Annotated in this window: 27 protein-coding genes; 7 read left to right on the top strand and 20 right to left on the bottom strand. The window is 68.1% G+C overall.

What is annotated here, in order from left to right; genetic code table 11:
* Window positions 1-5 precede the first annotated feature (5 nt).
* On the bottom strand, window positions 6-422 hold the full coding sequence (locus tag HDA43_RS25040; RefSeq protein WP_179825679.1) for a VOC family protein: 417 nt from the start codon (window positions 420-422) through the stop codon (window positions 6-8).
* Window positions 423-501: 79 nt separating this feature from the next.
* Here HDA43_RS25040 and HDA43_RS25045 point away from each other — a divergent pair, with 79 nt between their 5' ends.
* A complete protein-coding gene (locus HDA43_RS25045; protein ID WP_179825681.1) occupies window positions 502-1,080 on the top strand; it encodes a TetR/AcrR family transcriptional regulator in 579 nt (192 codons plus the stop codon).
* Window positions 1,081-1,482: 402 nt separating this feature from the next.
* Here the strand turns inward: HDA43_RS25045 and HDA43_RS25050 are convergent, their stop codons facing one another.
* From HDA43_RS25050 to HDA43_RS25080, 7 genes are all read right to left on the bottom strand, one after another.
* Complete coding sequence (locus tag HDA43_RS25050) at window positions 1,483-1,929, bottom strand: DUF4267 domain-containing protein (RefSeq protein WP_179825684.1); 447 nt, start codon at window positions 1,927-1,929, stop codon at window positions 1,483-1,485.
* A 28-nt stretch (window positions 1,930-1,957) separates the two neighbouring features.
* Window positions 1,958-2,446 (bottom strand): cupin domain-containing protein, encoded by a 489-nt coding sequence (locus HDA43_RS25055; RefSeq protein WP_179825686.1) that lies wholly within the window; start codon window positions 2,444-2,446, stop codon window positions 1,958-1,960.
* Window positions 2,437-3,036, bottom strand: coding sequence for a TetR/AcrR family transcriptional regulator (locus HDA43_RS25060; protein WP_179825688.1), 600 nt, complete (start codon window positions 3,034-3,036; stop codon window positions 2,437-2,439). The genes HDA43_RS25055 and HDA43_RS25060 overlap by 10 nt, the downstream gene beginning before the upstream one ends.
* Before the next feature lie 268 nt (window positions 3,037-3,304).
* Window positions 3,305-3,706, bottom strand: a complete 402-nt coding sequence (locus HDA43_RS25065; RefSeq protein ID WP_312873531.1) for a transposase — start codon at window positions 3,704-3,706, stop codon at window positions 3,305-3,307.
* Between the two features lie 84 nt (window positions 3,707-3,790).
* The gene (locus HDA43_RS25070; RefSeq protein WP_179825691.1) at window positions 3,791-4,012 is read right to left on the bottom strand and encodes a transposase; all 222 of its coding nucleotides are present in this window, start codon (window positions 4,010-4,012) and stop codon (window positions 3,791-3,793) included.
* A gap of 86 nt (window positions 4,013-4,098) precedes the next feature.
* Entirely contained in the window at window positions 4,099-4,509 is a 411-nt protein-coding gene (locus HDA43_RS25075; RefSeq protein ID WP_179825693.1) for a VOC family protein, read from the bottom strand.
* Between the two features lie 35 nt (window positions 4,510-4,544).
* On the bottom strand, window positions 4,545-4,829 hold the full coding sequence (locus HDA43_RS25080) for a DUF7710 domain-containing protein (protein WP_218912403.1): 285 nt from the start codon (window positions 4,827-4,829) through the stop codon (window positions 4,545-4,547).
* 555 nt (window positions 4,830-5,384) lie between these two features.
* Between HDA43_RS25080 and HDA43_RS25085 the strand changes: the two genes are divergently transcribed.
* Window positions 5,385-6,215 (top strand): hypothetical protein, encoded by an 831-nt coding sequence (locus HDA43_RS25085; protein WP_179825695.1) that lies wholly within the window; start codon window positions 5,385-5,387, stop codon window positions 6,213-6,215.
* Here HDA43_RS25085 and HDA43_RS25090 read toward each other — a convergent pair.
* The 3 genes from HDA43_RS25090 to HDA43_RS25100 form a co-directional block, all read right to left on the bottom strand.
* Complete coding sequence (locus HDA43_RS25090; protein WP_179825697.1) at window positions 6,199-6,645, bottom strand: hypothetical protein; 447 nt, start codon at window positions 6,643-6,645, stop codon at window positions 6,199-6,201. The two genes, HDA43_RS25085 and HDA43_RS25090, sit on opposite strands and share 17 nt — an antisense overlap.
* 448 nt (window positions 6,646-7,093) lie before the next feature.
* Window positions 7,094-7,669, bottom strand: a complete 576-nt coding sequence (locus HDA43_RS25095) for a DoxX family protein (protein WP_179825699.1) — start codon at window positions 7,667-7,669, stop codon at window positions 7,094-7,096.
* Between the two features lie 201 nt (window positions 7,670-7,870).
* On the bottom strand, window positions 7,871-8,227 hold the full coding sequence (locus HDA43_RS25100; RefSeq protein WP_179825701.1) for a VOC family protein: 357 nt from the start codon (window positions 8,225-8,227) through the stop codon (window positions 7,871-7,873).
* A gap of 167 nt (window positions 8,228-8,394) precedes the next feature.
* On the opposite strand from HDA43_RS25100, the gene HDA43_RS25105 reads away from it, so the two are divergent.
* Together HDA43_RS25105 and HDA43_RS25110 are read left to right on the top strand one after the other, a co-directional pair.
* Window positions 8,395-11,181, top strand: a complete 2,787-nt coding sequence (locus HDA43_RS25105) for an ATP-binding protein (RefSeq protein WP_312873532.1) — start codon at window positions 8,395-8,397, stop codon at window positions 11,179-11,181.
* A gap of 524 nt (window positions 11,182-11,705) precedes the next feature.
* Window positions 11,706-12,170: a hypothetical protein gene (locus tag HDA43_RS25110; RefSeq protein ID WP_179825704.1), complete on the top strand. Its 465-nt coding sequence runs from the start codon at window positions 11,706-11,708 to the stop codon at window positions 12,168-12,170.
* A gap of 413 nt (window positions 12,171-12,583) precedes the next feature.
* Here HDA43_RS25110 and HDA43_RS25115 read toward each other — a convergent pair whose 3' ends face one another.
* The 3 genes from HDA43_RS25115 to HDA43_RS25125 form a co-directional block, all read right to left on the bottom strand.
* On the bottom strand, window positions 12,584-13,015 hold the full coding sequence (locus tag HDA43_RS25115; protein WP_179825706.1) for a type II toxin-antitoxin system VapC family toxin: 432 nt from the start codon (window positions 13,013-13,015) through the stop codon (window positions 12,584-12,586).
* A gap of 1 nt (window position 13,016) precedes the next feature.
* Window positions 13,017-13,223, bottom strand: coding sequence for a hypothetical protein (locus HDA43_RS35335; RefSeq protein WP_179825708.1), 207 nt, complete (start codon window positions 13,221-13,223; stop codon window positions 13,017-13,019).
* Window positions 13,224-13,390: 167 nt separating this feature from the next.
* Window positions 13,391-13,876: an HIT family protein gene (locus tag HDA43_RS25125; protein WP_179825710.1), complete on the bottom strand. Its 486-nt coding sequence runs from the start codon at window positions 13,874-13,876 to the stop codon at window positions 13,391-13,393.
* Between the two features lie 295 nt (window positions 13,877-14,171).
* On the opposite strand from HDA43_RS25125, the gene HDA43_RS25130 reads away from it, so the two are divergent.
* Window positions 14,172-14,438 (top strand): hypothetical protein, encoded by a 267-nt coding sequence (locus HDA43_RS25130; RefSeq protein ID WP_179825712.1) that lies wholly within the window; start codon window positions 14,172-14,174, stop codon window positions 14,436-14,438.
* Between the two features lie 86 nt (window positions 14,439-14,524).
* On the opposite strand, the gene HDA43_RS25135 is transcribed toward HDA43_RS25130, so the two are convergent.
* The 5 genes from HDA43_RS25135 to HDA43_RS25145 all read right to left on the bottom strand — a co-directional run bounded on the left by HDA43_RS25135 (window position 14,525) and on the right by HDA43_RS25145 (window position 18,271).
* Entirely contained in the window at window positions 14,525-15,496 is a 972-nt protein-coding gene (locus tag HDA43_RS25135; RefSeq protein WP_179825714.1) for a zinc-binding dehydrogenase, read from the bottom strand.
* 138 nt (window positions 15,497-15,634) lie between these two features.
* A complete protein-coding gene (locus HDA43_RS36840) occupies window positions 15,635-15,874 on the bottom strand; it encodes a DUF7710 domain-containing protein (RefSeq protein ID WP_446697295.1) in 240 nt (79 codons plus the stop codon).
* Entirely contained in the window at window positions 15,796-16,035 is a 240-nt protein-coding gene (locus HDA43_RS36845; RefSeq protein ID WP_446697293.1) for a DUF7710 domain-containing protein, read from the bottom strand. Before HDA43_RS36845 ends, HDA43_RS36840 begins: the two co-directional genes overlap by 79 nt.
* Before the next feature lie 200 nt (window positions 16,036-16,235).
* Window positions 16,236-17,549 (bottom strand): FtsX-like permease family protein, encoded by a 1,314-nt coding sequence (locus tag HDA43_RS25140; protein WP_179825716.1) that lies wholly within the window; start codon window positions 17,547-17,549, stop codon window positions 16,236-16,238.
* A complete protein-coding gene (locus tag HDA43_RS25145; protein WP_179825718.1) occupies window positions 17,546-18,271 on the bottom strand; it encodes an ABC transporter ATP-binding protein in 726 nt (241 codons plus the stop codon). The genes HDA43_RS25140 and HDA43_RS25145 overlap by 4 nt, the downstream gene beginning before the upstream one ends.
* Window positions 18,272-19,234: 963 nt before the next feature.
* Here HDA43_RS25145 and HDA43_RS25150 point away from each other — a divergent pair.
* A complete protein-coding gene (locus HDA43_RS25150) occupies window positions 19,235-19,726 on the top strand; it encodes a hypothetical protein (protein WP_179825720.1) in 492 nt (163 codons plus the stop codon).
* Window positions 19,727-20,000: 274 nt separating this feature from the next.
* Here the strand turns inward: HDA43_RS25150 and HDA43_RS25155 are convergent, their stop codons facing one another.
* A complete protein-coding gene (locus HDA43_RS25155) occupies window positions 20,001-20,315 on the bottom strand; it encodes a helix-turn-helix domain-containing protein (protein ID WP_179825721.1) in 315 nt (104 codons plus the stop codon).
* A gap of 72 nt (window positions 20,316-20,387) precedes the next feature.
* On the opposite strand from HDA43_RS25155, the gene HDA43_RS25160 reads away from it, so the two are divergent.
* Window positions 20,388-21,323 (top strand): site-specific integrase, encoded by a 936-nt coding sequence (locus tag HDA43_RS25160; RefSeq protein WP_179825722.1) that lies wholly within the window; start codon window positions 20,388-20,390, stop codon window positions 21,321-21,323.
* Window positions 21,324-21,350: the final 27 nt, after the last annotated feature.

The following is a 21,350-nucleotide window of genomic DNA, read 5'->3' on the forward strand; positions in this document are numbered from 1 at the left end:
CCCTCTTAACCCGCCGTGAACTGCTCCGCGTACTCGGCGGACGGCTCGATCGGCGTGATCACGTCGATCAGCACGCCACTCGGATCGGCGACGATGAAGTGCCGCTGCCCGAAGCCCTCGCTACGCAGCTCCAGCTCGGGCCGCAGGCCGTGCCGTACGACCAGCCGCTCCCACTCCGCGTCGACGTCCTCCACCTCGAAATTGAGCAGCAACCCCCGCACCGGCGCCCGGTAGGCCTCGGGCAGCGTCGGGTGCTCGTGGTCGAGCAGGGCCAGCTCGTACGGCCGCGCGCCGGGCCGCCGCAGGCTCACGTACCAGTCCGCCTCGAAGGTCGGCTCGAAGCCGAACAGGCCGACGTAGAAGTCCCGGCTCTCGGCCAGGCGCTTGGTGCAGATGACCGGATAGAAGCTGGTCAGAATCATGGCGAATCCCTTTCGCATACCGTCGGTATGTGAAAGCTATTTGGCGTACCATCGGTATGTCAACAGCCCGAGGAGCGACATGAGCAGAGCCGAGCAACGCGAACAGACCAGACGCGCACTGCTGCGGGAGAGCAGGCGGCTGTTCGCGGCCGAGGGCTACGGCGCCGTGGGCCTGTCCCAGATCGTCAACGCCGTCGGCGTCACCAAGGGCGCCCTCTACCACCACTTCGATGACAAGACGGCGCTGTTCCGAGCCGTCCTCGCGCAGGTGCAGGAAGAGGTCGGCCGGCGCGTGGCCGCGACCGCCGACGCCGAGCCGGATCCCTGGGACCAGTTCGTCGCCGGATGCCACGCCTTCCTCACCGCGAGCGCCGACCCCGCCATCCAGCGGATCATGCTGATCGACGGCCCCGCCGTACTCGGCTGGAACGAGTGGCGCGCGTTCGACGAAGCCACCTCGGCCCGCCACCTCACCGACGCGCTGACCCGCCTGATCGAGGCCGGCATCATCGCCAGGCAACCGATCGCCCCCCTCGCCCACCTGCTCTCCGGCGCCATGAACGAGGCCGCCCTGTGGCTCGCCACCTCGGCCGACCCCGGCGCCCTCGCCGACACCAAGGCCGCCCTCACCCGCATGCTGGAGTCCCTGCGCACCTGACCGGCGGTCCGGCCGGCGAGAACGCCCCGCCATCCGGGCGGGAGAGACGAGACTCAGGTCCTCGTACGGGATGACCACCGGAACCGGCACCGTGACGCGCCCGCGGATGGCCGGACACCGCCCGCCCCCTCTCCGCGCCGCCACACGCGCTCGAACAAGCCCTCCAACGACCTCACCGACCCGGAAAACGACGGAATCCCATTCGATCAGGTCGATCGGACGGGATCTCGTCAACCAGCCACCGGCCGCCTCAGGAGCGGCCCCGACCGGAGGTGTTCAAGAGCGTGTACGGCCTGGCCGGACATGTCGTCGTGGAAGATCGCCTCCCAGCGGGAAGGCGATCGTTTCCCGGCCCCTACCGGAACTCGGGCAGATCACCGACCCGTCACGGGAACCGCGGGGCTATGCGAGACGTGCGGAGGGCTGGGGCTGGGACTGAAGCTGGGGCTGGGGCCTGGAACCGCTGAGCAGCAGGCCACCGGCGAGCATGACCGCCAGGGCGGTGGCGCCGTGCACACCGAAGGCGGTGGTGGGCGCTCCATCGGAGGACAGCACGATGAACATGTCGCCGATCGGGGTGAGCGCCGTGGCCAGCATGACCCACCCCAGGACACGGCGGTTCCCCACCAGAGCGACCGAGAGGATCACCAGGCCGGACACCACGTCCCGGACCCCCTTGACGGCCAGGAATCCCGCGCCCTCACCGTGCGGCCAGGTCGGCAGCCCGAAGTCGGGCGCCATCGACTGGGGAGCCAGCAGATAGCTCACCCCGACGTAGCCGATGAAGAGGGCACCGACGACAGAGAGGACGGTGCCGATCGTGACACGGGACGGCAGTTTCGCGGACATGGAAGGTCTCCTTCAGCACGGGTGAGGGTCAGGACGCCTGGCGGTCGTGGGTCCAGGCGGGGCTGTCGAGGAAGTGGTTGTCGTAGAGGTCCTGGGACGCGAGCAGTTCCTCGAGCGTGGCCTCGCCCCGGCGGAGGCGGTCGAGCAGGCGGAAGTACTCGAAGCGCTGGATCCCGGGGGCGACGACGATGAGGAGGTCGGCGGTGTGGCCGGGAGCGGCGGCGAACGCGTGGGGCGTCAGCGGGGGCACGGCCGCCACGTCGCCCTGTTCCAGCGTCACGATCTGCTCGCCCGACAGGATGCGGGCCTTGCCCCCCAGGATGTAGAAAAATTCGGTGGAGGTGGCGTGGTGGTGGGGCACGGCGCCGTCCGCGCCTTCGGCGAGCGTCATCCGGATGGTGCTCAGCGCGCCGCCGGTGTCGCCGGAGTCGAGCAGCAGCCGTCCGGTCGCCGTGGGCGAGACGATGGTCTCGGCGTCGACTTCGCGGACGATGGCGGTTTCCACGATCAGTGACATGTCAGGTTCCCTTCGAGCGCGGAGGACACGAGCCGTTCTGCGTAGGCCCGGTCGACCGGCGCGCCTGTGATCATTACTCGGTAGTAGAGGGCGCCGGCCATCTGGTCGAACAGCGCCTCGGCGTCGAGGTCCGCGCGCAGCTCGCCGCGCACGCGCGCCCGCTCGATCAGGGCGAGCGCGAGGGCGTTGCGCTCGGCGTACTGCTCGCGGGTCAGCCGTCCGATGTCCTCGTGCCTGGCCGCGGCGGCCACGAGCTCGCCGACCGTTCCGGCGGAGGGGCCCTGGCGGTGCCCGGCCGCGCGCATGCGGTTGAGCCCCGCGGCGATCTTCTCCAGGTAGTTGACGAGATCGGCCCGGATGTCGCCGGTGTCGGCGATCTCGTCGTCGGCCTGCAGTCGCGCCACCACCGCGACGGCCAGGTGGTCCTTGGTCGGCCAGCGGCGGTACAGCGTGGTCTTGGCCGCTCCCGCCTGCTCGGCCACCTCGTCGATGGACAGGCCGGCGTAGCCGCGCTCAAGCATCAGGGCGGCGGCGATCCGCAGCACCCGCTCGTCAACCTGCATGTCACGCGGCCGTCCCCGAGACACCATGCCGACCTCCCCATTACGAAACTCAGGTAGCGAAAAAGAAGCTACTCCTCACCCCTGGATTACGCAACTACAGTTTCGTAATTGGTGGAGCGGCCATGGGGACGGCAGGGGCGTGCACCGTCCCGATCGGCATGCCGCCAGGTCCTGCGGCGCGGAAGGCTCCGGGGTGACGCGGAAGGTCACCCGGCCCTGCGGCGCGGAAGGCTCCAGAACGACATGGGAGGTCCCGGCCCGCCCGGCGCAGAAGGCTCCAGAACGACGCGCGAGGTCACCCGGTCCGCCCGGCGCGCCCCTTCTCGGACACGGGGCGGGCCCGCTCGGCCCCGTCCCTGCCGGAGCCGCGCCAACAGCGGCGGGCGATCACGGGCCGGATCTGCGGTTCGCGGACCATGCGGCGGTACTCGTCGTGGTCATGGCCGCGATCGGCGGGCACGCCCCCGGGCCGCCGCCGGGGGCGGCCGCGCTTGCCGCAGATCTTCGGGATGGCGTCCAGAAGCGGGCGACGCCGGGTGACATCGTTGCGGTCGGCGCCAGTGAGGATCACCGCGAGCGGGATTCCCGTGGCATCGGTGATCAGGTGGCGCTTACTGCCGGATCGTCCCCGGCCGACCGGCGCCGGACCGGTCTGCGCCCCTCTTTTCAAGGCTCTGATGTGGGAGGAGTCCGCCACGGCCTGGGAGAGGTCAAGAAATATCGGCCGCGCGCAGCCGGTCCAGGAGCACCTCGCGCAGGCGCTGCCGGACGCCGGAGACGTTCACTCCTTCGGGCGCCGCCGGCACGTCATGCCCGAGCCGTAGCCCAGCTCCTGCGGCGGATGCTCCCAGGAGATGCCGGTGTGCGGCACGAACAAGATGCCCCGCAACGCGGGGCGGTCATCCAGCCGCTTACGGCCTGGCCGGCGGGTGCGACACGGCTTCTTCGGCAGCAGCGGCTCGATGACCGCCCATGGTTCGTCACCGGCCTCCGACGGCTTCAACCGCGCTACCTGCTGCTCCTCTCGCCGCTGTGGCAGCGAGAGATCAAAACAAAACGGAGATCATTCTGTTAGGAGCCCCAAGCCCTTTAGTCGTGCTTGGACCAGGTCAGGCCCTGGTCGGTCCAGATGACGCCCTTGTTGCGGCACAGGCAGAAGGGGTGGCCGATCGGGTCGGTGTAGACCCGCCAGCCGTAGCCGTCGGCGCCGATGAAGTCCTGCCGCAGCGTCGCACCGAGGTCGAGGACGCGGCGCTGCTCGGACTCGATCTCGTCCACTTCGAAGTCAAGGTGGAACTGCTTGGGGTGCTCGCTGTCGGGCCACTGCGGAGCGCGGTAGTCGTCCACCCGGATGAAGGCCAGCTCGACCTCACCGAACTTGATGCCGGCCCAGTTCTCGTGGCTGTCTTCCTTGATCGGACGGCCCGTCACCTCAGAGTAGAAGGCCGCAAGCTTCATCGGGTCCGGGCAGTCGATGATGAAATCGGTGAGTCGCAGCATCCCGCGATCCTGTCACAAGATCTTTGATGCAGGGCCTAGTCCGGGTTCCCGTCGATGTAGTGGAAGTGCTCCTGCTGCGCGGCCGTGAAGCGCCCGACGAACGAGGAGGTCTGCTGATGGGCGGCGCGGGGCTGGAAGTGGCCGTGCTCGATCGCCCAGTCGTAGACACCCGTGTCGAGGGGGTACTCCGTGAGCATCCCCGTCAGCTTGCCGGCCTTGATCCAGGACTCTGCGCGCTCTTGTGTCCGGAACACGCCGGACGGCCACTGGGCGTCCTCGCCCAGGAAGACCCACACGGTCACGGGACTGGAATCGCTCACCGCTGAGACCCCTCATCACTGGACTCTGCGAAACCCGGAGGGAACAGAGCTGGTGGATGAACCGTAATCACTCGGTTGGTCACCCGGCAACGCAAGAGGCCGCTTCCGATCTCTCGAAAGCGGCCTCTGACTTGGTTGGAGATGAGGGGATTCGAACCCCTGATCCCTTCGATACGAACACTGGTGGGACATGCCGGGTCGGCTCATCGGATGACGTCCGGTGCCGTCAGGTGCCGCGTCGGTGCTGTTTGATGATCTCGGCCGCGTCCTCGTGTCAACGGGTTCGCTGGCTTTTCGCCGACTCGACACACCCACCCATCGAAATCCATTACGGCTGGAGCAACCCGCTCCGATGCTGTTCCTGGATGGTCGCCACCACCCGCCGCACTCCGGCGACACCCCAAGATCATGGATGGGATCTGCGCTCCCCGCACCAAGGCCCTGCCCGGCCAGCGCCGGTTCCCCGCGTCCCAGGTCCCCCCGGAGTCGGGTAGACCACGGCTTCTCCCCGGTCTGGCCGATCAGGCTGGGCAGGGGACTCGCTGCGACGAGACCGTGACCATCATCCGTGATGATCGGCGCATGAAACGCATGAGCGTCGCTCTGGTGGTGGCCGGCCTGTTGAGCGTCGCGATTCCAGGCGGCGCCGTGCACGCGGCTCCCGAATCGAAGTCTCTCGACTCAGTCGTCCAAGCGATCAAGAAGCAGTTCGCGAAGAAGAGCAGCGTGCGCTTCTCCGTCAAGCGACGTGGAGGCCCCCTTCCCGCGGTGGACAGCCAGGCGTCCGGTGCGTACCGCTTCAGGGCTTCGGGCGTGTACGCCGCCGACATCACGGAGATCTCCCAGGAGCCGGATGGGACAGGCCGGTCCCGGGAAATCAGCATCGGCCGGGAGTTCTACTCGCAGGCCTACGTGCGTTCCAAGGACGGCAAGTACATCTGGAAATCGCCGTCGACGGTGGGGAAATGGAGCTACGGGCGGAACCTGGCCGGGGTCATCTGGGGAGAGGACCTGATCAACGGGATCAACCCGGGCTTCCTCAAGCTGGCCGCCTCTCACGCTGAGACCAGCACCGACGGCGGAACGTTCGAGGGAGTGAAGACGACCCTCCACAGCGGCACGGTGACGGTTCCCGAGCTGGGCGAGAGGCAGGCCGGGATGACCTTCGGGACCGAGAAGGAGTATGGCTCGCGGGGCGGGCCGATCACCTGGAAACTCCGGGTGGGCCCGGACAACCTGCCGAGACGCTTCCACGCCATCATCAGGTTCACCCGGCCGGAGGGCGGTGACGCCGAGACCATGACGATGAACATCATCTATCGAGGATGGGGAACCCCCGTCAAGATCACGGCCCCGCCCGAGCGCCTCATCACCGACGACTGGTGATCGCACCAGCGTTCGCTCGGCGGCTGCTCCGCGTACCGGCGATGAGAAGCGCGGTTATGCCTCCATAGAGCAGAAGAACGAACCAGAGCCCCTGCGAACCCAAGGGACAGTAGGGGGAGAAGAACGTGACGACCGAGAGCGCGTAGTAGGCGGCCGTCATGAGCGCCGCACCGGCCCCGATCCATCTCAGGGCGCGGAGTCTCTTACCTGAGGATCGCCATATGGCCACTGCCAGCACCGCCAGGACGACGGGAAGAAGCGTAGCCATGGCACCGAAGCCCAAGGCGAGCACGTCAGGACCGGTGTACCCACCCTCGGTGTTCAGATAAGCGCAAATCTGAATCCCTGAGTCAGCGTCCAGGAATCCCCAATGAGGAAGGAGCGACAGCAGAACGGCGCTCGTCCAGCACAGCAGCACACGGCGCTTCATCGCCTTCCTCCCAGACCCGCAACGCCTCGTCCTCCCACGCGGATCTTGGGAGGAAGTCCATGATCCCGCGATGACCAGGGCCTCTGGACGAGGTGCGGCCGTAGTCACTCAGTTGGTCACTCGACAACGCAGAAGGCCACTCCCGATCTCTCGGAAGCGGCCTCTGACCTGGGTGGAGATGAGAGGATCCGAACCCCTGACCCCTTCGATGCGAACCCTGGCGGGGCGTACCGCTCCTGGTCACCGGACGCCATCGGGTGCCGTCAAGTGCTGTGGGGATGACATCCGTTGATCTCGGCTGCGATCCCGTGCCATCAGGTCCGCCGACTTTTCACTGACTCGACACACCCGCCCGCCGGTCCGGCTCTTCCTCCGGGCGCACCCCGCTCGGCACCCTCCATGGTCTGTTCCGACCGGGTGAGGGAGTAGGCGTGTGAAACCGGAGTGATCAGAATTGGACGTTGGTCATCGTGTACCACGTCGGAGCGAAAGTCAGCAGGGCCAGTGCGACGAGGACCGCCAATGACTTGAGTACGCGTGAGGTGGCGATGGGCGCGGGTGCGATGGGCCGTAGCCTCCATCGCCCGACCACGATGAACGCCGCGACGCCTCCCAGCAAGAGATTCGCGGGCACCAATGCGTATTCGCCGCGCGTGATATGAAAACCAGCCGCGAGGACCATCGTCAGCGTCAGGCCGACGGCGGCGAGCGGCGTCAGCTTCGGTTCGACTCTCGTCATCGCCGGCAGGATCAGGCCGACGCCGCCGAGCACCTCACAGACCCCGATGAAGACGATCAGAGGTTGCGGCACCGCCGCGTACCACGCCACGGCCCGGGGTGCTGCCGCATACAGAGCTCCGTCGTACAACAGCACCTTGCCGAAACCGCTGCCGGCGAAGAAGAATCCGAACAACACTTGTAGTGACCAAAGTGCGCCGTTGAGCGTGAACCTCGTTCCGCGCCTCTCAGGCTGCTGCTCAATGTTCTTGACGCTGAGCAGGTTGACGCTGACATGCCCGTTCAAGCTCTATCACTGCCTTTCTCATGGAGTTCGCCGGGGAAGGAGCTCTGTGGGCGGATCTCTACGAGGTGACCCGTCGTTTCGATGCTGCTCATGGCAGCTTCCCCTCTGAAAACCTCGATGTACTCGATCTTGCGAAGGGCCCTGATGGCCCTGAGGTCGTCGCGGGTGAGCCGGTGCCCGGTGTGGCGGCGGCGTCGGCGTTCATCGGTCTTGAAGCAGCCCGAGGACGTTGCCGTCGGGGTCGGTGACGGTGGCCACGCGGCGGCCACCGCCGACGTCGTGCGCGGCCTCCTTCACGGTGGCCCCCGCGGCGATCACCTCGGCCAGCTTCGCCTCGATGTCCGGTACGTGCCAGTAGGCCACCGGCGAGGTCATGCCCTGCGGCCCACCGCCCGGCACCAGCCCGATGTGCTGCCCCCCGACCTCGAAGCCGACGTAGTAGGACGAGTCGGTCTGTGGCGCGACACCGAGGAGGGCCGCGTACACCGCCTTGGCCTTGGCCAGATCGGACACGGGATGGAGCACGGTCTTGATCTCCTGGGAGGAAGAGCCGGTCACGGTCACTCCTGTCGTCGTGGGTCACATCGACCCGCTGTTTGCGTGTGCTCAGCTTTTCGCCCGGCTTGGCCGCTGCGCATTCGTGGTGATCACGGATCCTCAGTACGGATCGTCGGCACGTATGGGCTGCGGAGGGCATACGCCAAACTGGGGCGGTGGTGACGAGAGTGGAGATTTCGCCTCGGGAAGCCGAGGTACTGGAGCTGGTCGGGGCCCATCTCAGCAATGCCGAGATCGCGGCACGGCTGTGCATCTCGGTGCGTACCGTGGAGAGCCATGTTTCCTCGCTGCTGCGCAAGCTGGAGGTGCCGAATCGGCGGGCGCTCGCCCAGCGTGCGCCCACGCCGGCCGATGTCGGCCCGGCACCGGTTCTGCCGACCCCGCTGACCTCGTTCATCGGCCGGGTGAGCGAGCGGGCCCAGCTGACCGGGATGACCAAGACGCACCGGCAGGTGACCGCGGTCGGTCCCGGCGGAGTGGGCAAGACCCGGTTGGCATTGGCGGTGGCCGCGGAGGTGAGCGGCGAGTACGCCGACGGAGTGTGGTTCGTCGACCTGGTCCCGGTCACCGATCCGGGCCTGATCGCGACCGCGGTCGCGGGAGCGCTCGGCCTCGGTGAGCAGCCCGGCCGCGACATGACCGAGTCCGTGTTCGCCGCGCTGGCCGACCGTCATGCGCTGCTGGTGCTGGACAACTGTGAGCACGTGGCGGACGGGGTGGCGCTGTTTCTCGAGCGGCTGTTGGCGACGTGCCCGCGGGTGACGGTGCTGGCGACCAGCCGGGCCCGGCTGATGGTGCCGTTCGAACGGGTATATCCGGTCCCGCCGCTGTCGCTGGCCGTCGACGGTGAGTCGGACGCGGTCGCGTTGTTCATGGAACGGGCGGCGGCGGTCGGCTGGCCGCTGGATCCGCCGTTGCGCGACCAGGTGGCCGCGATCTGTGAGCGGCTGGACGGAATGGCGCTGGCGATCGAGCTGGCCGCCGCCCGCTATCCCATGCTCGGGGTCGATGGCATCACCGCCGCCCTGTCCCACCCTCTGCGGATGCTCACCGGCGGCTCCCGTGCCGATGACCGGCACCGCTCGGTGCGGGCGGCGCTGGACTGGAGCCACGCCCTGTTGGAACCGGCCGACCGGGCGCTGCTGCGCCGGGTGTCAGTGTTCGTGGCGCCATTCACCGCCGCGGCGGCGGCGCAGGTGACCGGGGATGAAGACGAGGAAGGCCTGGTCGCCGACGGCCTGGCCCGGCTCGCCGAACAGAGTCTGCTGACGGTGACGGCATCCCTGGGCAGGACTGAGTACCGGGCGCTGGAGACCATCCGCCAGTACGGAATGGAGCGGCTGTCCGAGGCCGGTGAGCTGATCAACACTCGATCCCGGCACCTTCGCTGGTGCCTGGCGCAGGCGGCCGACTTGGCAGTGGTACGCCAAGATTGGCGGGCCCGGTTCGATCTGGTGGCCGACGACCTCCGTGCCGCCCTGGCGTGGGCGGCCAACCGTCCGGAGCAGCGCGTCGACGCGTTCGAGCTCGCCCGGTGCCTGGCGGAGCTGACCTTCACCCGTCACCTGACCGGCGAGTCCCAGCGGCGCTATGAGCAGGCCGCCGCACTCGCGACCGACCCGGCCGCCTCCGCGTCGATGCTCCGGCAGGCCGCGGCCGTAGCCGGGTGCCGGACAGCCGGCGATGACATGTACCGCCTGCGCCGCGCGGCCGCGGACGCCGCCCGCACGTCCGGCGCCGCCGCCGCTGCCGCCGCCGACCTGGCGACCGCCGCCACCATCGCGTTCCGGTTCTCGACCACATTCGTGCGGCACCCGTCTCAGGAGGAGGCGCTCCAGCTGATCACCGAGGCGCGGGAGCAGGCCGGCGACGATCCGGCCGCGCAGGCGGCGGTGGCACTGGCCGAGGCCGCGGTGCTCACCGACGCGTTCGGCGCCGTCCAGGGCCCGCCCGGCAACGCCGTACCGGAGACGCGTGAGCGCGCCGAGCACGCCGTCGAACTCGCCCGCCGGACCGGCGACCCGCTCGCCGAGTCGGCCGCACTCGACGCGCTCACCGGCGCTCAAAGCTGGGTCGGCGACACGTTCGCCGCCGCGGTCACGGCCCGGCGCCGGATCATGCTCCTGTCGTCCCTGCCGATCTCGCCGGCCGGCACCCATGAGCTGATCGACGCGCTCGGTATCGTCGCCGAGGCCAGCCTCGGGGCGGGAGACGTGCAGGGCGCCCGCCGATGGGCACGGCAGCTGGCCGACCATCCATCGCTGGCGGAGGTAGGTCATCGCGCTACGTGTCGGCTGCTGATGGTCGCCGCGCTGGCGGGCGACGTCGACGAGGTGCTCACCGGCAGCGTCCGGTTCCTCGATGCGTGGCGGCGGGCAGGCAGCCCCGCCCGGTCCATCCTCGCCCCGGCGGCGGCCGGTGTGGCGATGATCCACGGCCTGCGCGACGACCATGACGCCAGGCGCACATGGCAGGAGATCCTGGGCCGGCTCGGCAGCTCACCGGAGCATACCTACGGCGGCTACGGGGCGGTCTTCGACGCGATGCTCCTGCTGCACAACGGGCAGGCGCCGGAGGCGCTGGAGCGGATGGCCCCTGAGCCCCGGCAGATGTGGAAGTGGATCACCTGGATCTGGCACCACTGGTATGTCGCGCTGCGCAGCGAGACCGCCGTGCTCGCCGAAAGCCGCAACGCCCGCGACATCGTGGCCGAGGCCCGCACCGTCGTGGCCGGCAACCCGGTCGCCGCTGCCATCGTGGAACGGGCTGGAGCCCTGCTCGACGGCGACCGGGAGGCGCTGCTCGCCACGACGGACGCGTTCGGCACCGCCGGCTGCCGCTACCAGTTCGCGCGGACCCTTGTGCTCGCCGGCGGCGACCACGCCGAGCGCGGCGCCGCCGCCCTCGCCGCCCTTGGTTTCGCCCCGATGAGACCAACCGGCCGAAGATGGTGACCTCGTTACGCACCGGGCCGGATCGCCCCGTATGTGTCGAACCGTCGAAGACCTGGCGTGGGCTGTGTGGAGATTCGTTGTGCCCGTAAGAGATCCCTGACCGCCGCCACCGGCGTGAACTCCGAGAGATCGTTGACGAGCGGTGGGCAGGAGGCTCGCTGCGCCGAGATCGAGATCACCATCCGTGATGATCAGCGCATGAAGCGCATGAGCGTCGCGCTGGTGGCCGGTCTGCTGAGTGTCGCGATTCCCGGCGGCGCCGTGCACGCGGCTCCCGCATCGAAGTCTCTCGACTCCGTCATCAAAGCGACCAAGAAGCGGTCCGCGCAGAAAAGCAGCATGCGCTTCCCCATCAAACGACGAGGCGGACCCCCAGCCACCTGGGATATGAAGGCGTCCGGCGCGTACCGCTTCAGGGCTTCGGGCGTGTACGCCGCCGACACCACGGAGATCACCCAGGAGTCAGAAGGAACAGGCCGGTCCCGGGGGATCAGCATCGGCCGGGAGTCCTACTCACAGGCTACGTGCGATCCAAGGACGGCGCCTACGTCTGGAAGTCGCCGTCGGCAGTGGGGAAGTGGTTCTACGGGCGGAACTTCGCCGGGGTCATCCGGGGAGAGGACCTGATCAACCCCGGCTTCCTCAAGCTGGGCGCCTCTCACGGTGCGACCAGCGCCAATGGCGGAACGTTCGAGGGAGTGAAGACGACCCTCCACAGCGGCACGGTGACGGTTCCCGAGCTGGGCGAGAGGCAGGCCGGGATGACCTTCCGGACCGAGGACGAGGACGGCTCGTGGAGCGGGCCGATCATCTGGAAACTCCGGGTGGGCCCGGACAACCTGCCGAGACGATTCCACGCCATCATGAGGTTCACCCCGAAGTACGGCGGCGGTGAGATCGAGACCATGACGATGAACATCGTCTATCGAGGATGGGGGCCCGTCAGGATCACGGCCCTGCCCGAGCGCCTCATCACCGACGATTGGTGATCGACGACCCCTCGGAAGAGAACCTCGCCCTTACGTGTCTGCCGCGAGCAATCTCGGGGTCAGTCAGCGCGGCGTAGGGCATCGGCGAAGCTCATCAGGCCGACCGGTTCGAGGTCCAGGACGGGATGATCAGACGGGATCTCGCCCCTGAGCAGCAGAAAAGGCCCGGCTCCATGATCTGGAACCGGGCCTTTCGTCTTGTGGAGATGAGGGGATTCGAACCCCTGACCCCTTCGATGCGAACACCGGTGGGGCGTACCGGGCCGACTCGTCGGGTGCCATCCTGTGCCGTCAGGTGCCTCGCCAGTGCCGTCTGATGATCCCTGCCGCGTCCTCGTGCCAGCGGGTTCGCTGACTTCTCACTGACTCCGGCCGACCTTCGCTGATCATGTGTCTGTCCTGGTCCCGACCATTCAGCCGAAGCTCGTGATCCCTTCCGGCAGGAGGGTGAACGCATCGACATGGCGGGGTCTCACCGCGTGGAAGTGCCGATGATCGACCGTGGCGATCGTCGACAGCCCCAAGCGTTCGGCCACCGCGATGACCGATGCGTCGACGATTCCCAGAGGGAAGCCGATGTACTGCTGCGCCAACTCCGCCATGCGAACGAGGTCTCTCTCCTCAAGTTCGGCCAGCCGGAAGCCGTTGCCGCCGAAGGACCTCAGAAAGTTCAGCTCCGCCTCGGGACCGACCCGGGCCGTCAGGTAATACCCCACCTCACCAAGCACCGGCGACGGCACAAGGATCGGTCCTTTGGTACGGCGCAGCAGATCGAGGCACGCGTGATGGTGCCTGTCCTTCTTGCTCCCGACCGCGATGAGCACGCCCGAGTCGCACAGGAGCACGTCAGAAGCCCGACCTGGAACGCAGGATCTCTCGGTACTTCTCGGACGCGTCCGGCTCGTCCTCAAACGAGGCGAAGAACGGCAGATCCCGCTCGCTCTCCTCCTCATGCTCCTCCAGGAAGCCCCGGATCAACTCCAAGGCCGGCCGGAGCTCTGCCTCCGGCACCTGATCCACCAGGTGGTGAAGCTCCTCACGCATGGCACCCATGTCTTCGAGTGTAGGCGGACAGCCCTCAGCACGCCCTGCCCTCGGAAGGATCTCAGCACGTCGAAGGCCCGAGTTCATGACCTGGAGCCGGGCCTTTCGTCTGGTGGGGTGTTCACGAGTACGGCTGACCTGCAGCGCGAGAGCTACTTCGAAGATCGCCTCCCTATTCAGGAATGATCGTTTCCCGAGAGTAGATGCAGTTCACGCTTGATCGCCTCACGCATCGCATTGTGCTGTGGCCCCAGAGCGAATTGCTGATCGCTCCAGTGTTCGTGCGGGTACAGCCACACCGGGCGGCCGACCAGATGGGCGGGCTCCCATTCGTAGCGCGGCCACACATGCGCATGAAGGAAGGCATCGGTGTTGCCGAGGATCTCCAGGTTCACTCGCCGAAACGCTGGGTCTAGGTCGCGGCAGGCCCGCTCAACCGCCTCGCCGAGCCGATCCATGTCGGAGAGGAACGCCAGTCGCTTGGCGCGGGGTAGGTCCGATAGCCGCTGAGCGTCAGGCTCGTCTGCCAGCAGGACCGAGTAGCCCGGCAGGAATTGGGTATCGCCGATCACCGCGAAGCCGGCTTCGAGCCGTCGCAGCACGGTGGGATTGCCGCCCTCCAGGGCACTTCCGATCCGGTCCGCTCGCCAGTTGTTGATCATGGTCGTTGACCCTATTGCCTCCAGGATTGCCCTTTGGCAACCCCCTACGAACCGTAGAGACTTCCGATGTGGTGATCTTGCACTTTTAGGATCTTGCCAGTGCGCCGCGCGCCTTCGCCGGGGCAGGCCCCGGCCTGCCCCCAACCCCTGAGCACAAGACCAGCGAACTGCCGAAGATCTGCCACCAGCACACCATCACCCTGCGTTCCGGCGACCTCGACCACCTCGACAAGCTCCGCCAGGACCTGCCCTACCTCAGCCCCTCGTGGCGGGGGACATACTCCGTGCCAGGGCGATGACGGAGGGGCTGAACGGCCGTCTCAAGGGCTATGACCTCGACCTTGGTGATCCGAAGAACCGGCTCGCCCATGGCCGCGCCGCCCAGACCATTCTGGTCGCGTTGCTCATCGCTGTTGCCAACGACCACTTCCTCGACCAGTGGCGCCACATCCACCAGCCCCCCAGCGGGCCCGACACACCCGCCGACACCTTCAAGATCCCAGCAGAGCACCTCGACCGCTCGCCGCTCACAGGCAGAAGCCGACCACCACCGGCCCGATAACCCGCACTTCAGATCACTTCGCTGACTCCCTCCGGCCTCTATCGACTAGAGATGATCTGGTCGGGGGACCACCGCGCTAAGCATCATCAGATCAGCAGGAGAGTCTTGCCCAGGGCACTTCGCGACTCGATCGCGGCATGCGCGTCCGCAGCACGCTCCAGAGGGAAAGTCTGCCCGATGATCGGCCGGATCCGACCCGCCGCCGCCTCCGACAGCACCCGCTCGGCCCAGCCCCGCATCTTCGGCCCGAAACCGAAGAGCTGCTCGATCCCGATCACCTCGACTCCGCGCCGTTGCGCCTGGGCAGGATCGATCTCCGTGACTTGACCGCTGGAAGCACCGTGGATGGAGAAGCGACCGCCGGCCGCCGTCACCTCGAACGCGGCCCGGCCGATCGCTCCGCCGACCCCGTCGAACACCACATCGGGCCCCGCGCCACCGGTCGCCTCGCGTACTTGCTTCGCCCAGTCCGGGTCCGAGTAGTCGACCGCGACATCCGCGCCCAGACCACGGATCATGTCCAGTTTCCGTGCACCGCGTGCGGCTCCCACGACTCTGGCGCCTGCCGCCCGAGCCAACTGCACCAACAGAGTGCCGACACCGCCACCTGCCGCCTCGACCAGCACCCATTCCCCGGGAAGGATCCGAGCTCCCTCGACCAGCCCCAGCGCGGTGCTGCCGTCGGTATGAAGAGCGGTGGCCTCGGGCAACCCCAGCCCGTCCGGCACCGGGATCAGATCCTCCACTACGGCCACCGCGCGCTCGGCGAAGCCGCCGGTCTCCCCCACATCGGCGATGACACGCCGTCCGGACCAGCTCGGATCCACGCCCTCCCCGACCGAACCCACCTGACCGGCCACCGTACCGCCCGGCACGTACGGCAGTGCAGGCCTGGTGTGCCATTTGTCGACACCCCGCCGGATCTGAGTCTCGACGAACGTGATGCCGGCGACGGATACGTCGACCACCGCCTGTCCCGGTCCGGCGACCGGGTCCGGCACCTCGCCCGGAACCAAAACCTCGGGACCTCCGAAACGCGTCACCTGCACCACTCGCACGTCAGCCGCTCTCCTGTACTCAGCTTGCCCGACACCGGTACAGAGGAGTCTTCAACCCCAACTGAGGTTGAGGTCAAATGATCACGAGGCGGCATCCGTCCGCAGGCGAGCCAGACCCACCCTGCGTCCGACGAGTATCTAAATCGCCCCGGCGAAGCGACAGCAGGTTCTCTCGCCCTGCGGGTCGTTGCTGGATGACCCCCGCGGCGAGGAGGGCTGCTCCTGCTGCGCGGCCGTGAAGCGCTCGACGAACGAGGAAGTCTGCTGGTGGGCGGAGCGAGGCTGGAAGTAGCCGTGCTCTATCGCCCAGTCGTAGAGACATCCGCGTCGAGGGGGTACTCCGTGAGCATCCCCGTCAACTCGCCGACCTTGATCCAGGACTCGGCGCGTTCTCGTGTCTGGAACACACCGGACGGCCACCGCGCACCGTCGCCCAGGAAGACCCACACGGTCACGGGACTGGAATCGCTCACCGCTGAGATACCTCGCCGCTGAACTCTGCGCAACCCGGAGGGGCACGGCCCTGATGGATGGACCATAGTCACTCAGCAACGCAGAAGGCCGCTCCCAATCTTTCGGAAGCGGCCTCTGACCTGGGTGGGCTGTTCACGAATAGGTCTGGCCTGGGATGGAGCAGAGGCAAGGAAGATCGCTTCCCAGGATCGACGTGATCGTTTCCCAGATGTGGCTTCCACCCTGTCCTCATCCGCACCCCCACGCAACGGCATCATCATTCAGCTCAGTCGGGCAGAAGGACCCCGCGCCGTGCCCGCCGTGTGGCGGTCAACCCTCCGATCAGGCCGCTCACCACGCAGACCAGTACCAGCCCGACGTATTGCGGCAAAGAGTAGGCGAACCACGGCACGCCGGTCGCTGCCTTGCCCAGCACGGTGAGGCAGACGACCGCGATGCCCGTCCCCAGCAGTGTTCCAGCGGCCGTCACGATCAACGTCTCCCAGATCACCGCCCTGGTGAGCTGCCGCGGCTTGGTCCCCACCGTGCGCAACAACCGGATTTCCTCGGCCCGCTCGGTCATCGTCATCGCGGTCGCGTTCAGCACCGCGATCACGGTGTAGACCACACCCGATCCCACCATCATCGGTGCCGCCCACGCCGATGTCCCCGTACGGACCACGCCCGCCGCTGCGTCCGAGGTCGCCACGGCGAACAGGAAGGTGCACGCGAGCGCCACGGTCAGCATTACGGGGGACGCGGCCGACATCGCCCGGCGCGGCTGGGTGATCAACGAAGCCCTGGCCAGCATCCCGGCGCCCGGGTCGAGTCGGGCGAGCACGGCTCCCAGCAGCCAACCGATACCGGCCAGCGCGATGGGTCCGAGCGCGGACGCGCCCACGGAGAGAGCCATAGCCGCCCCCAAGCCGGCCGGAAATGCGGCCACCGGCTTGACCTGCGGCACGAGATAGGCCAGGGCGCTGCCCCCGCACAGCATCAACACCCCGATGACAGCCCTCGGCCAGGGCAGCAGCCGCCGCTGCGCCGCGCTCTCCCGCAGTACTTCCAAAGGCCCCACGCGGACGGCCTTACGCGCTGCGCTCCGGGCCGCCAGCAGCGTCACGGCCAGCCCGACCACCAGTGCCATGATGAACGGTCCCGGCGTCACTTCCACCGGAACGCCCACCGGCGCCAGGCCGGTCATCCGCATGGCCTCCGCCATCGTCACGGCATACGGCACGGCCAGCACGCAGCCCGCCACACTCGCCAGTACGGCCAGTACCAGCGCCTCCGCCGTGACCAGCCACCGCACCTGCCGCGGGGTCATGCCGACCGACCGCAGCAACCCCCACGTCCTGCGCTGCCGCAGCACGTGCAGGCTCAACATGCCCGCGATCACGAAGATCGACACGAAGCCCGACACCGCGGCCGACAGCACCAGCAACCCCATGACGCCGTTCAACTCGTCGCGCGCTCCGGCGCCGGCGACCAGCATGCCGCTACCGCCGACCAGCATCGCGGCCAAGACCACCGCCGCGAACGACGCGGCGAAGCTCATTCGATTGGCCCGTACGTTGTTCCAGGCCAGGACGAGTGTCACCGGCGGCCACCCAGTCGCATGCCGATCTGGTCGGCCGAGGGCCTGTCCAGGACGTCGACGATCTGCCCGTCGGTCAGGAACAGCACGCTGTCGGCCCGGGCTGCCGCCTGCGGATCGTGCGTGACCATGACCACCGTCTGGCCGAACGCGTCGACCGCTTCCCGCAGCAGTGCCAGCACCTCGTGTCCGGTGCTGCGGTCCAGCGCCCCCGTCGGCTCGTCTGCGAAGAGCACCTCCGGCCTGCCGAGCAGGGCACGTGCGATCGCCACCCGTTGCTGCTGGCCGCCGGACAACTGCGCCGGGCGATGCCTCTCCCGCCCTTCTAGTCCGACCCGGTGCAGCAACTCGCGCACACGGGACGGGTCGGGCCGCCGCCTGGCCAGCCTGCTGGGCAGGATCACGTTCTGCCAGGCGGTCAGCGACGGCACCAGGTTGAAGGCCTGGAAGATGACGCCGACCTGGTCGCGGCGCAGCACCGCCAGTTCCTTCTCCCTCAAGCGGGTGACGTCCTGCCCGGCGATACGAACCGCCCCGGAATCCGGCCGGTCCAGCCCCGAGGAACACTGCAGCAGCGTGCTCTTGCCCGACCCCGACGGGCCCATCACAGCGGTGAAAGTGCCACGTGGGAAGGCGACGCTGACCTGCCGGAGCGCGGCCACCTCGGTTCCACCCTTTCCATATGTCCTGGTCACTTCCTCAAGGAGAACCGCGTGATCACTCATGATCAGCAGCGTGCCGGAACCCGCGGACTTTAGCCATCCGGTATCTCCCCGATCGATCCCTGAGCCTCGCCGCACGCCTCAAGAAAGCACTGGGCACTGCGGGGCGAGCAGGCCGATATGTGCCGGGTGCGTGGTTGATGTGGGGATCCGGTGCAAGGCAGCTGGGGGCCGGATTGGGACGTGGCTGTGGCTTGGTCACGGAAGTTGTGGCCTCCCCGACCTCCGATCACAAAGCGGCGAACTACCGAAGATCTGCCACCAGCACACCATCACCCTGCACCCCGGCGACCTCGACAAGTTCCGCCAGGACCTGGCCTACCTCAGCCCTTCGTGGCGAGGGACGTACTCCACCGTCAGGGCGATGACCGAGGGACTGAGCAGAGCACCTCGATCGCTCGCCGCTCACGGGCCGGAGCCGGCCACCACCCATCCCAATAACGAGCAACTCAGATCCTCTTGTCGCAGCGTCCAGCCCGGAGCCGGCATCGCCATGCCCAGCGACGCGAACCCAGCCCTCCACCAGCGACCAGACACCACCCGGGCCTTCCCGGACGCCCGCTCCGCGGTTCCCGAACCAGGACGAACCCGATTCGCAAACCCCTGAAACGACAAGATCCCGCCTGATCGCGATGATCAGACGGGATCCCGTCAACTTCAGTCCGGCCGTCTCAAGAACGGCCCCTGGTGGGGTGTTCACGAATAGGTCGAGCGGACTGCGCTCCCCAAGGTTCTGAGCGGGGGATCGCCTCAAGGCGGCGCACAGGGTGTGGTTGTCGAGCCATCCGGCGGGTCTGCAGTCGCACAGGGGCAGTTGTGCTCGGTGGTGGAAGGAGCGAGTGCAGAGGCGTCTCTTCCCGTGAGCTGCAAAGCCATCTACAGTTACGGTTTGCAGGCATTGCGTGACTCTGTGTGGTCGCACATTCTCTGCGGGTTACGCACGGCGCCAGGTATGTGGAGGTCGGCATGACGTTGGGCGAAGCATCGCTACTGGAGCAGTTGGCTGCGGACGAGGAGTCCGCCCGCGCACAACTTGAGTCGTTGCATGAGCAGGTGGCGACCCTGGAAGAGCAGCTGCGCGACCTGGCCACCACCCGGAGGATCGTCGCGCCGATGCTCGCCGGGCGTTCCCGGCCCGAGCAGGCACCGTCTGGCGGCACGCCTGAAGCCCCGACACACACCTCGCCAGTGAAAGCCGCGCCAGCGCCGAAACCAGTCGCCGGGCTCGACCAGCGGGTCGTTGTGATCATGGCGAGTTCCGGGCGGACGATGCGTGCCAAGGAAGTGGCTCAAGCGCTGGGCGAGCCCGACGTGCGGGGCCGGGTGGAGACCACCCGGGCGCGACTCAAGCGGCTGACGGCGCTCGGCTGGCTGACCCAGCACGAGCCGGGCCTGTTCTCCATCGCCGCGGGCATCAATGGCCACGCGCCGGGGGGAGTCGCCGACGACGAGGCATAGAGCCACACATCAGAGGTCAAGCGTTCCACAACGGTCGTGGGCGCCGGGCCGGACAAGCAGGGTGCCGCCGAGATTAGGCCCTCGGCGGCACCCGAGGTTGCGTGAGCACCCTCCAGGTATCAACTGACAGTGTCTCGCGCACTCCTGAGAGTAACTCGAATGAGGACCTTTGGGGAGGCGTCGAGCCTGGATTTCGTCTGCCCTGCGATCGGCAGGGCAGGCGCGGGAAGGATCGACAATGCCCTCACCAGGGCGAGAAGGGGTCCGGGGCGGGTCAGTTTCCGCCGGTCCCGGTGGGCGACGCAGGCCACAGCCGGACGGCCAGGCCGACCTCCAGTTGGGCGATGGTGGCCACGTCAGGCCAGCAGCGTCCGGCGGCCACGTCGTTGACGGTCTGCCGGTTCACCCCACTGATCTCGGCCAGCCGGCGGAAGCTCAGCCTTCGCTCGGTCATCACTGCTTGCAGAGTCGCGGCGATGGCCTGGACGACGGCGGCGGCCGGATGGCCGGACAGGTCCGCGTGGGGCCAGTTCTCCGGGTCGTCGGCCAGCTCCCGGGGAGAGCGGGAACGCCCGCGTCCTCCGACCATGACAAACGACTCCTTTCGGTAGATGTCGTCGTCCTCCGTAACGGCAGGTTGTCCTGCCGCTATGGATGGGGTGTGACCCTCGACGCGGAAACCTCGGCGAAGATCACCGGCTACCGGCCGCAGCAGGCCACGCCGGAATGGGAACAGATCGCCGGGCACGTCCGGATGCTGGTCGCCGCCAGCGCCAACCGCTCCCCCTACCGAGTGCAGCGGCTGCTCACCGCGACCACCCGGCTGGCCGTGTGGTGTCACCGCTCCGGCCTGCCCGATGACCCGGAAGTGTGGCTGCGGCACGAGACGATCGACGCGTTCGTCCTGACCGGCTGCACCGACCTGGCCCCGAGCTCGGCGCAGACCTACCGGTCCTGGCTGCGGCACATGCGCGCCATGCTGGCCTGGCTGGAACGCGGCGAACAGGTGCCGCCACCGATGAAAGCCCCCAAGAAGGTCAGCCCGCCGTACTCGCCGGCCCAGCTCGGCCGCCTTCGCGGCTGGGCCGAACGCCTGCCTGGCCAGGCTAGGGGCGACGCTCTGGCGTTGATGGCGCTCGCCTGCGGCTGCGGTCTGACCTCTGGAGAAGTGGCCGCCGTCCGCACCGGGCATCTGCGCCGCTTGGACTGCGGCGCGGTCGTGGTCGCCGTCCCCGGCACCGAGCGGTTGATCGTCTGCCGCGCCGCCTGGGAGGACGTCCTGGCTCATGCCGCCGACCAGCCGGGCGACCGGTTCGTATTCCGGCCCAGGCGCGCCGCCCGGCACGCCAAGAACCTGTTCAGCTCCTGGACCGCCCGCCACACCCCGACCGGCGGCCTGCCCGCCCTGTCGGTGCGCCGGCTGCGCTCCTCCTGGATCGTCGAGTTGCTGAGCGCCCGCATCGATTTGGGGGTGGTGGCCGTCGCAGCCGGGATGAGCACCTCCGCGCTGGCCCGCTACCAACATTTCGTCCCCGTCCTGGACGAGTCCACCGCGGTCGCGCTGCTGCGCGGCAGGCCCGACGAACAGGCCCGTTGAGTACGGCGAAGCCACGCGCCTGGCCGC

This window comes from Streptosporangium sandarakinum, from assembly GCF_013409935.1.
GTDB lineage: Bacteria > Actinomycetota > Actinomycetes > Streptosporangiales > Streptosporangiaceae > Streptosporangium > Streptosporangium nondiastaticum.